Annotated in this window: 11 protein-coding genes; 4 read left to right on the top strand and 7 right to left on the bottom strand. The window is 70.3% G+C overall.

All coding sequences use genetic code 11. From position 1 onward, the window contains the following. The first annotated feature begins 1 nt into the window (after nucleotide 1). Complete coding sequence (locus tag FHP25_RS00910; RefSeq protein WP_147844995.1) at nucleotides 2-1039, top strand: zinc-dependent alcohol dehydrogenase; 1038 nt, start codon at nucleotides 2-4, stop codon at nucleotides 1037-1039. Between the two features lie 12 nt (nucleotides 1040-1051). On the opposite strand, the gene FHP25_RS00905 is transcribed toward FHP25_RS00910, so the two are convergent. Then, nucleotides 1052-3598, bottom strand: a complete 2547-nt coding sequence (locus FHP25_RS00905; protein WP_147844994.1) for a PepSY domain-containing protein — start codon at nucleotides 3596-3598, stop codon at nucleotides 1052-1054. A 147-nt stretch (nucleotides 3599-3745) separates the two neighbouring features. Here FHP25_RS00905 and FHP25_RS00900 point away from each other — a divergent pair, with 147 nt between their 5' ends. Next, entirely contained in the window at nucleotides 3746-4519 is a 774-nt protein-coding gene (locus tag FHP25_RS00900; protein WP_147844993.1) for a methyltransferase domain-containing protein, read from the top strand. 94 nt (nucleotides 4520-4613) lie between these two features. Here the strand turns inward: FHP25_RS00900 and FHP25_RS00895 are convergent, their stop codons facing one another. The 6 genes from FHP25_RS00895 to FHP25_RS00870 all read right to left on the bottom strand — a co-directional run bounded on the left by FHP25_RS00895 (nucleotide 4614) and on the right by FHP25_RS00870 (nucleotide 10377). Continuing rightward, nucleotides 4614-5813 (bottom strand): cyclopropane-fatty-acyl-phospholipid synthase family protein, encoded by a 1200-nt coding sequence (locus FHP25_RS00895; RefSeq protein WP_331461646.1) that lies wholly within the window; start codon nucleotides 5811-5813, stop codon nucleotides 4614-4616. Nucleotides 5814-6043: 230 nt separating this feature from the next. Then, on the bottom strand, nucleotides 6044-6847 hold the full coding sequence (locus FHP25_RS00890) for a GntR family transcriptional regulator (RefSeq protein WP_147844991.1): 804 nt from the start codon (nucleotides 6845-6847) through the stop codon (nucleotides 6044-6046). Further along, nucleotides 6834-7577: an ABC transporter permease gene (locus tag FHP25_RS00885; protein ID WP_147844990.1), complete on the bottom strand. Its 744-nt coding sequence runs from the start codon at nucleotides 7575-7577 to the stop codon at nucleotides 6834-6836. The genes FHP25_RS00890 and FHP25_RS00885 overlap by 14 nt, the downstream gene beginning before the upstream one ends. Nucleotides 7578-7587: 10 nt before the next feature. Then, nucleotides 7588-8340: an ABC transporter permease gene (locus FHP25_RS00880; RefSeq protein WP_147844989.1), complete on the bottom strand. Its 753-nt coding sequence runs from the start codon at nucleotides 8338-8340 to the stop codon at nucleotides 7588-7590. 181 nt (nucleotides 8341-8521) lie between these two features. Next, the gene (locus FHP25_RS00875; RefSeq protein ID WP_231712165.1) at nucleotides 8522-9367 is read right to left on the bottom strand and encodes an ABC transporter ATP-binding protein; all 846 of its coding nucleotides are present in this window, start codon (nucleotides 9365-9367) and stop codon (nucleotides 8522-8524) included. Between the two features lie 14 nt (nucleotides 9368-9381). After that, nucleotides 9382-10377 carry an ABC transporter substrate-binding protein gene (locus tag FHP25_RS00870; protein WP_178133190.1) on the bottom strand — a complete coding sequence of 332 codons (996 nt, stop codon included), beginning with the start codon at nucleotides 10375-10377 and terminating at the stop codon, nucleotides 9382-9384. Between the two features lie 94 nt (nucleotides 10378-10471). Between FHP25_RS00870 and FHP25_RS00865 the strand changes: the two genes are divergently transcribed. After that, complete coding sequence (locus FHP25_RS00865) at nucleotides 10472-11374, top strand: isocitrate lyase/PEP mutase family protein (RefSeq protein WP_147844986.1); 903 nt, start codon at nucleotides 10472-10474, stop codon at nucleotides 11372-11374. Nucleotides 11375-11501: 127 nt separating this feature from the next. Beyond that, nucleotides 11502-12908, top strand: a complete 1407-nt coding sequence (leuC, locus tag FHP25_RS00860) for a 3-isopropylmalate dehydratase large subunit (protein ID WP_147844985.1) — start codon at nucleotides 11502-11504, stop codon at nucleotides 12906-12908. The last annotated feature ends 1 nt before the right edge of the window (nucleotide 12909 follow it).

The following is a 12909-nucleotide window of genomic DNA, read 5'->3' as shown; positions in this document are numbered from 1 at the left end:
GATGCGGCAGCTCACCTACGTTGCGCCAGGCGACGTGCAATGGCACGACGTGCCGGCCCCGACGCTGCAGGGCGAGGGCGAAGCGCTGGTGCGCCCCGTCGCGGTGACGCGCTGCGACCTGGACCACGCGATCGTCAACGGCGCCACCGGCTGGCCGGGACCGTTCGCGCTGGGACACGAGATGGCCGGCGTGGTCACCGATGTCGGTGACGGCGTGCGATGCTTCCGCCCCGGCGATCAGGTCATCGTGCCGTTCCAGATCAGCTGCGGCGAATGCGATCCCTGCCGCCGTGGCCTGACGGGTATTTGCGCCAGTGTGCCGTTCCGATCGTCCTATGGCATGGCACCGCTGTCGGGAGTCGAGCATGGCGGCGCGTTGTCGGACCTCGTGCGCGTGCCGTTCGCCGACCACATGCTGATGCTGCGGCCGCCCGAGATCACGCCGGCGGCCGCCGCCGGCATCGCTGACAACGTGTCGGACGGCTTCCGCGCCGCCGCCACGCACCTGGCCGCGAAGCCAGGCGCGCGGGTGCTGGTCGTCGGCGGCCGCACGCAAGGCGTCGGCCTGTATGCCGCCCAGGCCGCCAGGATCCTGGGCGCCGCCGAGGTCGTCTATCTTGATGACGATCCGGCGCGGCTGGCATTGGCGCGCACGCTCGACATCCATGTCATCGAGCGGCGGGCCGACAGCAGTGTCGCGCCGGGGGCGCCGTTTCCGATCACCGTCGATGCCAGCGGCACGCCTGACGGCCTTGCGGTGGCGATCCGCTCGACCGAGCATGGCGGCATCTGCCATCGCACCTACGGCGACGTGCGGCCTGCGACCGAAGTGCCGCTGCGCGACATGTACGGCATCGGGCTCAGCCTGCATCTCAGCCGTATGCATGCCCGTGCCGTGATGCCGGCCGTGATCGACCACGTCCGCGGAGGCGCGCTGCAGCCCGAGGCGGTGATCAGCCGCACGGTGCCGTTCACCGATGCGGCCGAGGCCATCCTGGAGCCCACGGTGAAGATCGTGTTCATGAACGACGCGGCGTGATCGCGGCGGCGCCTAATACACGTCGCGCCGATACAGGCCTTCGGCGGCCATGCGTTCCAGGACCGCGGCGCCGAGCAGGTCGGCCAGCGTCGCATCGACCGCCGGCGCCATGCCCTCGAGGCTGCCGCAGACATAGATCGCGGCGCCGTCCTCGACCCAGGCGCGCAGCGCCGCGGCCGCGTCGCGCAGCCGGTCCTGCACGTGGATGCGCGCCTTCTGGTCGCGCGAGAATGCGAGGTCGAGGCGCTCGATCATGCTGGCGGCGCGCCAGGCCGCGATATCATCGGCGTAGTGGAAATCATGCGCCCGGTTGCGCTCGCCGAAGATCAGCCAGTTGCGCGGCCGGCCCTTCAGCACCCGGTCCTTGAGGTGGGCGCGCAGGCCGGCGATGCCGGTGCCGTTGCCGATCAGCAGCAGCGGCCGGTCGTCGCCGGGGGCGTGGAAGCCGGCGTTGCGGCGCACGCGCACCGCGATGCCGGCCCCGACCGGCGCCTCCCGGGTCAGCCAGCCGGAGCCGATGCCCGATCGGCCCTGGGCATCGTGCATCTGGCGCACCAGCAGGTGGATGCGTCCGTCCTGCGGCAGCGAGGCGATCGAGTACTCGCGATGGGGCAGGGGCTGCAGGCAATCCGCCAGGGCCTGCGCCGTGCCGGCCTGCCGCCGTGCGGCCGGCGGCAGGATGGAGCGCGCGACGGCGTCGGCCAGCGTGCATGTCAGGCCGTCCCAGGTGACCGTCACGGTGCCGTCCATGCCGGCTTCGGCAAGGAATGACGCGACCCGTGCGGCGCCATGCGCGGGCCCTATTTCGGCGATGTCGCCGGCCTGCCAGTCGACCCGGCCCGGATCCGGCGGCGCCAGCTCGATATGGAAGCAGGGCCAGCCGACGCTGCCGTCGTTGCCGAGGCGCCGTTCGGCCAGCCGCCAGTCCTGGTACCGCGGCGCCTCCCAGTCCGGGAGGTCGGCCCTGTCGGCGAGCCGGCCGAGATGGCCCTGCCAGTGGCGCAGCGCACCGGCGTCGCTGTTGTCGACGTCGACCCGGTCGAACAGCGGCCGCGCGCCCTGGCGGCGCAGCCAGCTCTCGAAGTCGCGGCCGAAGCCGCAGAAGCGCTGGTAGCTCCTGTCGCCCAGCGCCAGCAGGCCGAAGCTCATCCCGGACATCGGCAGGGATTGCCGCATGATGCCGCGCGCGAAGCCGCGCATGCGGTCCGGCGGCTGGCCGTCGCCGAATGTGCTGACGATGAACAGGGCGCGTGTCGTGGCGCCCAGGCGCGATGGGTCGAGGCGCCATAGCGGCGTGACGGCGACGGCCAGGCCGGCGCCGCTCAGGGTCGCGGCGCTTTGCCATGCCAGGCGCTCGGCCGTGCCGCTTTGGCCGGCAAAGCCGATCAGGATCGGCGATGGCGCGGCCGGCTCGGCGGGCAGCGGCCGGGTGGCGGCGCGCACGGCGCGTTTGCGGGCGCGGCGGTCGAGATAGAGCATCCAGCCGGTGACGGCGAACAGCGGCATCGCCAGGCTGGCCAGCATGAAGAGCACCACGCCGGCGAGGCCGAAGAAGCCGCCGCTGTGCAGCGCGAAGATGCTGGTGAGCAGCTTCTGCCCCAATGGCAGCACGGCATAGAGGCGATGCTCGCGCACGGCGCCGGTGGCCGGGTCGAGCACTAGCGTGTTGTTGGCGCGGTCGTGCGGCGCGTCGGGCAGGCGATAACCCACCTGGTAGGGCTGCCCAGGCCGGGCCGGCCACCGCAGCGTGGCAACGCCATAGGCGGGGACCTCGCGGCGGAACACCTTCCAGATGGCGTCGGCGCCCAGCGGCGCCGGCCGCTCGTCGCCGCGCCGCGCGGCATTGAGCGGCCCGCCCGGGCGATCGCCGCCGGGCCGCGGCATGCCCGCGAGATCGAAGAGCGCGCCGCGGTACCAGTCATACGACCAGTAGAGGCCGGTCAGGCCCATGACGAGATACGGCACGACCGCCACCGTGCCGGCCACGGCATGCAGGTCCCAGAGCAGGTTGCGGCCACGGCGCTTGAAGTCGACCCGCAGCCAGGCGCGCCAGTCGAGCGGCCGCCGCGGCCAGCGCAGGTACAGACCGCTCAGCGCCAGCACCACCAGCGCCATCGTGGCGGCCCCGACGATGTGCCTGCCGGGATCGTCCAGCGCCAGCCAGCGGTGCAGGCGCATGATGAAGCGGAAGCTCTCCAGCCCGCGCGGCGGATCGAGGATCGCGCCGGCGTAGGGATCGACATAGCGCGTCTCGCCGCGGCCGGGGGCGCCGGCATTGGGAGCGAAGGTGACGCGCGCGGCGTCGGCCGGCGCCCTCGACACGGTGAGCGCCGTGATGCGACGACCGGGTGCGGACGCCTGGATGCGGGCGGCCAGCGACGCCGGCTCGAGCGGCGCGGCGGCGGCCGGAACCGGCACGGTGATGATGCCGGGGTTGAGCGCGCGCAGGATGTCGTCCTCGAACGACAGCAGCGCGCCGGTGACCCCGACGATGGCGAGCACCACGCTGGCGGCGATGCCCAGCAGCCAGTGCAGCTGGAACCAGAGGTTTCTCAGCATGGAATTTGTTGCGAATGCATATCAATAGCATACGATCGACATCGGCAGCGCGATAGTCCTGATCCCGGATGGCAGCGCGGCGGGATGGCACGCTTGTCGGCGGCGCGCCCCCGGGGCAGGCTCGCCGGCGACGCAGAGGGACCGATCATGGGCACCTGGGATCCGACCCAATACCTGAAGTTCGCCGGCGAGCGGTTGCGGCCGGCGCTCGACCTGCTGGCGCGCATTCCGGCGGCCGCGCCGCGCACCGTGGTCGACCTGGGCTGCGGCGCCGGCAACCTGGCGCCGCTGCTGCTGCAGCGCTGGCCGCAGGCGGCGCTGGTCGGCGTCGATTCCTCGCCGCAGATGCTGGCCAAGGCGCGCGCCGATCATCCGCAGGCGAGCTTCGTGCAGGCCGACTTCGCGACCTGGCGGCCGCCGCAGCCGGTCGACGTGCTGTACAGCAATGCCGCGCTGCACTGGCTGGACGGCCATGAGGCGCTGTTCCCGGCGCTGATGTCGGCGGTGGCGCCGGGCGGCTGGTTCGCGGTCCAGATGCCGCGCAACTTCGCGGCGCCATCGCATATCTGCGTCACCGAGACGATCGAGCAGGGCCCGTGGCGGGCGCGATTGGAGCCGTTGCTGCGCCGCCGGCCGGTGGCGCCGCCGCAGGACTACTGGCGGCTGCTGCAGGGCCACGCGGCCGCGCTCGAGATCTGGGAGACTGAATACCTGCAGGTGCTGAAGGGCGAGAACCCGGTGGCCGAGTTCGTCAAGGGCTCCTGGCTGAAGCAGTTCCTCGACCGGCTCGAGGAGCCCGAGCGCAGCGCCTTCGAGGCCGACTACCGCGCCCGCGTGCGCGCCGCCTATCCGCCCGAGGCCGACGGCAGCACGCTCTTTCCTTTCCGCCGCATGTTCATCCTGGCCCGGCGTCAGGGATAGGGCCTTTTGGACCGCGCGCGTTCACGCGCGCATCGGTGCGAAGCACCGACCTCATGAGGCGCGCGTGGACGCGCGCGGTCCGAAGAAGAAAAGGCTACTCCGCCGCCAACGGCAGGGGCAGGGGCAGGGCGCGGGCGCGCTCGCCTTCGTACATGTAGTCGCGGGTCAGCGGCACGGCGTTCAGGCACTTGGCGATCTGGATCTGGAAGACCATCTGGTTCATGTGCCGGAAGCTCATCTCGCAAGCCGCCAGATAGAACTCCCACATGCGGCAGAAGCGTTCGTCCAGCCCCGCCAGCCGCTTGACCTCGTCGCGGTTGCGGCGGAAGCGGTCGAGCCAGTGCCGCAGCGTCTGGGCATAGTGCAGGCGCAGGATCTCGATGTCGGTCACCCACAGCCCGACGCGCTCGATCGACGCCAGCACCTCCGACAGGGCCGGCGTGTAGCCGCCCGGGAAGATGTACTTGCGGATCCACGGGTTGGTGCCGCCCGGCGGCTCCATGCGGCCGATGGCGTGCAGCACCATGACGCCGTCATCGGCCAGCAGCTCGCGCACCTTGGTGAAATATTCATCGTAGTGCGCTGCGCCGACGTGCTCGAACATGCCGACCGACACGATGCGGTCGTAGCGCTCGGTCTCCAGCCGATAGTCCTGCAGCTTGAAGCGCACGCGCGCGCCCGGCGCCTCGGTCTCGGCGCGGCGCGTCGACACGGTGTGCTGCTCGCTCGATAGCGTCACGCCCGTGACATCGGCACCGCTCTCGCGCGCGATGTAGAGGCCCAGCCCACCCCAGCCCGAGCCGATGTCGAGCACCTTGTGGTCCGGCGCGACCTGCAGCTTGGCGAGGATGTGCCGCTTCTTGGCGGCCTGCGCCACCTCCAGCGAGGCGTCGGGGCTGGTGAAGTAGGCACAGGAATATTGGCGGTCGCGGTCGAGGAAAAGGTCGTAGAGCGCGCCGTTGAGGTCGTAGTGGTGCGCCACGTTGCGCTGGGCGCGGCCGATCGGATTGCGCTGCTGCAGCCAGCGCGTCACAAGCTGCACGCGGAACGACCACGTCAGCCACCATGAGCGCTCCATCGCCGCCATGTTGCTGCCGAGCAGATCGAGGAAATCGGTGAGCCGGCCGTCTTCGACCGTCAGCCTGCCGTCCATGTAGGCTTCGCCGATCGCCAGCCGTGGGCTCAGCGCCAGGCGCCACGGTGTCTTGTGGTCATGCAGGCGGATCGTCACATCCGGACCTGGCGCGATGCCCCCGATGCGATGCTGCTGGCCTGTTGCGTCGACGATCGTCAACGTTCCGGTTCGCAGCAAGCCTCGCAAGATTTTCGCCAGCAGCATTCCCAGTCCCCGTATCGCCGCCAGGGCAGGGAAAGCATCACCCGACGACGCGTACCAGTTGATAGATCACAGTGTGAATGTAGGAACGCATTGGCGAGTCTGTAAAGCCCTTCGCCGTATCCTTCAACGCACCTATGACCAAGACGCACTCTGGCTCCGGCAGGTAGTGCAACCGCAACGACTGCTCACTCAGGATGGCCCGGCCGGCGCGCCTGGACCGCCGCCAGGTCGGAGGGCTCCAGCGCGAAACGCAATTGAAACACTTCCGGCGAGGCCAGCACCTCCAGGTGCTCGACGGCATTGCCGTCCTTGTCGTTCAGCACGCGGATGGTGCGCAGCAGCGGCGCACCGATCTTGACGTTCAGGCGCTGGCTGACCAGCGGCGTGGCCAAGGTGGCGCTGACCGTCTGGTGGCCGGAATGCAGCTGCACGCCGGCGCGCTGGATCAGCTCGAACAGGGACGCCCGCTCCATATCGTCGCGGCCGAAGGTGGCGCTCACCCGGTCGGCGACGAAGGTGGTGAGATGCACGAAGGGCTCGCCGTTCTGCAGGCGCACGCGCACGGCCCGCTGCAGCGTCCGGGTCTCGTCCAGGCCGAAGGCCTCGCGCACATCAGGCGGCGGCAACTCGTAGCCGAACTCGATCACGCGCACGTCGGTCGTGGCGCCGACGCGGGCGATCTGCTCGACGATGCTGTAGATCGGCACGTGGATGGGCGAGGAGGGCGCCTCGCGGCGGATGTAAGTCCCCTTGCCCTGGCGCCGCTCGATCAGGTTCGCCCGCTCCAGCGTGTCGAGCGCATGGCGGATGGTGATGCGCGACACGCCGAACTGCGCCGACAGCGCGTCCTCGGTCGGCATCAGCTCGCCGGGACGGTAGCGCCCCGACCGCAGCGCGTCGCGCAGGATCAGGTAGACCTGGTGGTGCAGCGGCGAGCCCTGGGCACGCGCCAGGGACAGGGGAGCTGCGGGCGCATCAGAAGCGGGCATGCAGGCGGCGGTCCAGCGCCAGCATGGCCGCGTTCATCGCGACCGAGAACAGCGTGATCAGCAGCGCGATCGCCATGATCGTCTTCACGTCGTGCAGGTCGATCGCCGTCATGAGCAGGAAGCCGAGCCCGCGCTGGGAGGCGAAAAGCTCGCCCAGCATGGTCCCGAGCAAGGTCAGCGCCGCGCCGACGCGCAGGCCGGAGAAGATTTCCGGGACCGTGGCGGGGATGATGACATGGCGCACGGTCTGCATCGGGGTCAGCGACATCGTGCGCGCCGTGCGCAGCCAGGTGCGGTTCACCTGGCGCACCGCGTTCAGCGAGAAGATGACGATGGGGATGATGCCGTGCAGCGCGCCGAACGCGATCTTGGCCTGGATGCCGAGGCCGAACGCCAGCAGGATCACGGGATAGAGCGTCACCTTGGGGATCGAGTACAGCGCCACGAAGATCGGTTCGGCCACCTCGCCGGTCAGGCGATGCGCGCCCAGCAGCACGCCGAAGCCGATGCCGCCGAAGACCGCGATGGCCAGCGCCGCGAGATAGGCGGTGACGGTCTCGCGCAGATGCGGCCAGAAGCGGGCCTGGCCCACCATGTCGGCGGCATGCTGCACGGTCGCCAGCGGCGACGTCATCAGGTTGTCGCCGCCTACCAGGTTGATCGCCTGCCAGAGGGCCAGGATCGCGGCCACGACCAGGGCGCTGTCGCGCCATCTTGCTGCAAGGCTCATCGCTGGCTCCTCATCGCGCGCCGCGCCGCTGCGCCATGCGCCGCTCCCAGACCAGCACCAGCATGTTGACCACCACCATGAAGCCGATCACGAACACGATCAGCCCGTACATGCGGCGGTTGTCGAAATTGTCGTAGGCGTAGGCGATGGCGTGGCCGACGCCGGCGGTCGACAGGATGAACTCGCCGGCGATGACGCCGATGAAGGCGTAGGACAGGGCCAGCTTCAGGCCCGACAGCAGGTGCGGCATCGCCGCCGGCAGGCGCACCAGCGTCATCTCCTGCAGCGGCGAGAGGCGATGCACGCGCGCGGTGCGCGTCAGCACGCGCGGCACGCGGTCCAGCCCGGTGAGCGTGGCGATGATCATGGCCACGATGCCGAAGGCGGTGGCGAGCACGATCAGCGGTCCGATGCCCAGGCCGAAGACCACGATCAGCAGCGGATAGAAGGCCACATGCGGGATGGCGTAGTAGGCGGCCAGCAGCGGGTCGAGCGCCGCCCGGACACGCGGCGAGAGATGGATCAGGAAGCCCAGCACGAAGCCGCCGCTGATCGCCAGCGCCGCGGCGATGGCCACGGCGGTGAAGGTCAGCTGGATGTCGGTCGCGATCTCGCCCGAGGCCAGCACCTCGATCATCGCCCGCACCATCTCGCTGGGCGCGATGATGGCCGTGGCCGGCAGGGCGCCGGCGCGGCAGGCGATCTCGAGGCCGCCCACCATCAGCGCCACCACCAGCAGGCGGATCCAGCCGGCGGCGCTCATGGCGCGCCTTCCTGCGACGTTCTCCGTCGTCCCGAGCGGAGCCGCACGCAGTGCGGCGCAGTCGAGGGACCTTCTCTCCATGACATAGGCTGTTGTTGTGGAGGTAAGGTCCCTCCACGCGGCCCTTCGGGCCTTGGTCGGGACGACGGGTAGGGCGCCCTATGCGATAAGGCCATGCGCCTCATTCCGCGGCGCTCCGCAAGGTGTCTGGCACCGCCGGCGCCTGCTGGCCGAGGGCGCGCAGCGATTCGGGGCGCAGATAGGCCCATAGCCGCGCGGTCACGGCGCCGAAGCGCGGATCCTCGGCCAGGGTCGAGTCGCGGTCGCGGCTCCAGCCGGTCTCGACGATGGCGATGAAGCAGCCGGGCCGCGCGCTCAGGACGCCGATGCGGTCCGACAGCAGGTTGGCCTCGTCCAGCGCATGCGTGATCAGCACCACGGTGGCGCCGGTCTCGCGCCACAGCCGCAGCAGCTCGTCGCCCATCAGCAGCCGCGTCTGCTGGTCGAGCGCGCCGAACGGCTCGTCGAGCAGGATCAGCCGCGGCTGCATCACCAGCGTGCGCGCGATGCACACGCGCTGGCGCATGCCGCCGGACAGCTGGGCCGGGTAGGCCTTGGCGAAGCCCTGCAGGCCCATGAAGCCCAGCGCATAGTCGACGCGGCGGCGGATCTCGGCGGCGTCGGTGCCGCGCCGGCGCAGGCCGAACGCGACGTTCTCCCATACGGTGAGCCAGGGGAAGGAGGCGTCCTCCTGGAACACCACGCCGACGCCGTCGGGCACCGTGCTGCCCAGGACCTTGCCTTCGAAGAGGGCCTCGCCCTGCGACGGCGGCGCGAGGCCGCCCAGCACGTCCACCAGCGTGGACTTGCCGCAGCCGGACGGGCCCACGACGCTGAAGAACTCGCCGCGCTGCAGCTCCAGGTCGAGCGGTCCGAGCGCGTGCACCGGCGGCTGGCCGGCGCGCGCCGGGTAGACCCGCGTCACGCCGACCAGCGCGGCATGCACGCTGGCGCCATCGCTGCTCATCGCCATCGGCTCCGCTACCGCATCGCCTTGAGGTCGGGAGGCACGAAGCGGTCATCGACGGCCTTCTTCCAGTCGATCGGCAGCTCGAGCGCGCCGACCGAAGCCAGGGCTTCGGCCATGTTGCTCATGCCCTCGTAGTCGAGGCGCCCCGGGTTCCACCAGTTCGGGGTCTGGGCCCTGATGTTGGTCATGGCCTTGGTCGCGATATCGAGCGGCATGTTGTAGGCCTTGGCCAGTATCTGCGCCGTCTCCTGCGGGTTGGCGTAGAGGAACTCGACGCCGCGGCGGCGCGCCTTGATCAGGGCCGCAAGCTCCTTGCCGCGCTTCTCGATGGTCTCGATGGTGGCGACGCCCACGGTCTGCGTGTAGCGCGGCACGTCCCTGCCCAGCCAGGGCAGGGGCTTGTACTTGGCGCCGTCCTTCATCTTGGTCGAGAAGATCGGCTCGGGGATGATGGCGATGTCGACCTTGTTGTGCTCCAGCGCCGTGATGCCGGCGCCGATGTCGCCGGCCGCGATCAGCTTGGCGTCCGACGCCTTCAGCCCATGCGAGGTCAGCGCCGCCAGCACGCCGCTCTCCGAGACCGACTTGGGCCGGCTGTAGGCGAAGCGCTTGCCCTTGAGGTCCTCGGGCTTGTCGATCTTCTCGCCCTCGCGCGTGATGTAGATGCCGCTCGAGCCGTCGGTGCCGGCGTTGACGATCCTGATCGGGAAGCCTTCCTTGATCGCCGCCAGGGCCGCCGGCAGCGCCACCTCGGCGTAGAGCGTCTCGCCCGCCATCAGGTTGCGCACGCTGGTGCCGCCGCCCTTGGACGACAGGATGCCCGTTATGTCGACACCCTCTTCCTTGAAGTAGCCCTTCGCCTGGGCCACCGCGTAGGGCACGCCGTACAGCAGCGCCGACCAGTGGGTGACCACGATCTCCGAGCTGGCGCGCGTCGGCGCCGAGGCCAGCACCGTGGCTGCGCCGGCAAGGATGGCCGCGCGCAAGAACCGGCCGAGCTTCGACATGCCCATTCCTCCCAATCTCCGTCATTGACAAGTCATATTGTTATCATCTTATGATGACCTGTACAACAATTGCTGGTCGACGAGGATAATTGTCATGGCGAAACCCAAACTCGCCTCGCTGCGCAGCACTCTGTCGTCAGGCCAGTTCGTGCTGGCGCCGGGCATCTTCGACATGATCACGGCGCGGATCGCCGACGCGATGGGCTTTCCCGCCCTGTACATGACCGGCTACGGCGTCACGGCCTCGCATCTGGGCCTGCCCGATGCCGGGCTCGCGACCTACACCGACATGGTCGGCCGCGTGCGCACGATCTGCGAGGGCACCAGCACGCCGCTGATCGCCGATGCCGACACCGGCTATGGCGGCCTGGTGAACGTGCGCCACACCGTGCGCGGCTACGAGCGCGCCGGCGCCCAGGGCATCCAGATCGAGGATCAGGAGATGCCCAAGAAATGCGGCCACACGCCCGGCCGGCGCGTGATCGCGGCCGAGGAGATGGTGCTGAAGATCAAGGTCGCGATCGACAGCCGCGACAGCGACGACACGCTGATCATCGCCCGCACCGATGCGCGCACCACGCTGGGCCTGGACGAGGCGCTGCGTCGCGCCGAGGCCTATGCCGCCGCCGGCGCCGACGTGATCTTCGTGGAGTCGCCGGAAAGCGAGGACGAGCTGGCGCGCATCGGCAAGGCGATCGACAAGCCGCTGCTGGCCAACATGGTGCAGTTCGGCCGCACGCCGGTCGTGCCGGCCGACAAGCTGAAGGCCATGGGCTTCTCGATCGCGATCTATCCCGGCCTGGCGCTGGGCGCGGTGGCCGAGGCGGCGCGGCGGACCTTCCTGCACCTCAAGGAGGCCGGCTCCAGCATCGGCATCGAGGTGCCGCTGTACGAGACCAGGGTGTCGGGCCAGAACCTGCACGAGCTGATGGGCTTCCCCGACATCTGGTCGTTCGAGAAGCAGTGGCAGCTGCCGGCCGCGAAGGCGGCGGAGTAGGGACTGCCGGGAGCGCGCCACTCCAGTGGCGCATTGGCCCGAAGGGCCAACCCACGATCCGGCGCTGCGCGCCGGGGCGCCACTGGAGTGGCGCGCTCCCGGCGCGACGACATTGAACGAGGAAGCGATGGGCGGGCAAACGCTGTTCGACAAGATCTGGGCGCAGCATGTCGTGGCCGACCTGGGCAACGGCACGGCGCTGCTGCATATCGATCGGCACATCATGCATGACCTCGGCGGGCCGCGCGGGCTGGCCGATATCGAGGCCAAGGGCTACCGCGTGCGCAACCCCGAGCTGGTGTTCGCCACGCCCGATCATGCCGTGTCGAGCGCGCCCGACCGCACCGAGGACACCAATCCCATCGGCGGCAAGTTCCTGCGCGAGCTGCGCCAGCAGGCGGCGCGCACCGGCATCCGGCTGTTCGACCTCGGCCAGGAAGGCCAGGGCATCGTGCATGTCGTGGGGCCGGAGATGGGCATCAGCCTGCCGGGCGCGACGATCGTGTGCGGCGACTCCCACACCTGCACGCATGGCGGCCTGGGGGCGCTGGCGTTCGGCATCGGCTCCTCGGAGCTCACGCACGTGCTGGCGACGCAGACCCTGGTGCAGCGCAAGCCCAGGCGCATGCGCGTGCGCTTCGAGGGCGCGCCGCAGCCCGGCGTCACGCCCAAGGACCTGATCCTGTTCCTGATCGGCTGCATCGGCGCCGCCGCCGGCACCGGCTTCGCGGTGGAATATGCCGGCTCGGCGATCCGGGCGCTGCCGCTGGAGGGCCGCCTCACCATCTGCAACCTGTCGATCGAGCTGGGCGCCAAGATGGGGCTGATCGCGCCCGACGACACGACCTACGCCTATCTGCAGGGCCGGCCGTTCGCGCCGCGCGATGCGCAGTGGGACCGCGCCGTCGCCTTCTGGCGCACCCTGCCCGGCGATGCCGACGCGACCTTCGACGTCGAGCACGAGATCGATGTCGCCGCGGTGGCGCCGCAGATCACCTGGGGCACCAGCCCGCAGGACGTGATCGCGATCGGCGACCGGATCCCCGACCCCGACAAGGCCGCCGATCCCGACCGCCGCAAGGCGATGGCGGCGGCGCTGGACTACATGGGCCTGCAGCCGGGCGAGGCGATCGAGGGCACCAAGGTCGACTGGGTGTTCATCGGCTCGTGCACCAACTCGCGCCTGTCGGACCTGCGCGCCGCCGCCGCCGTCGCCAGGGGGCGCAAGGTCGCGGCCGGCGTGAACGCCTGGGTGGTGCCAGGATCGGAGATCGTGCGCCGCGAGGCCGAGCGGGAAGGGCTGCACACGGTGTTCCGCGATGCCGGCTTCGAATGGCGCCAGCCCGGCTGCTCGATGTGCGTCGCCGCCAACGGCGAGCAGGTGCCGCCCAAGGCGCGGTCGGTCTCGACCTCCAACCGCAATTTCGTGGGCCGCCAGGGGCCGCTGGCGCGCACCCATCTCGCCAGCCCGGCGATGGCGGTCGCGGCCGCCGTCACCGGCGCCATCGCCGACGTGCGCAAGCTGGGGGCCTGAC

This window comes from Vineibacter terrae, assembly GCF_008039615.1.
GTDB classification, from domain to species: Bacteria; Pseudomonadota; Alphaproteobacteria; order Reyranellales; family Reyranellaceae; genus Vineibacter; species Vineibacter terrae.
Note: the sequence above shows the minus strand (reverse complement) of the source record. Positions and strands in the feature narration are given on the sequence as shown.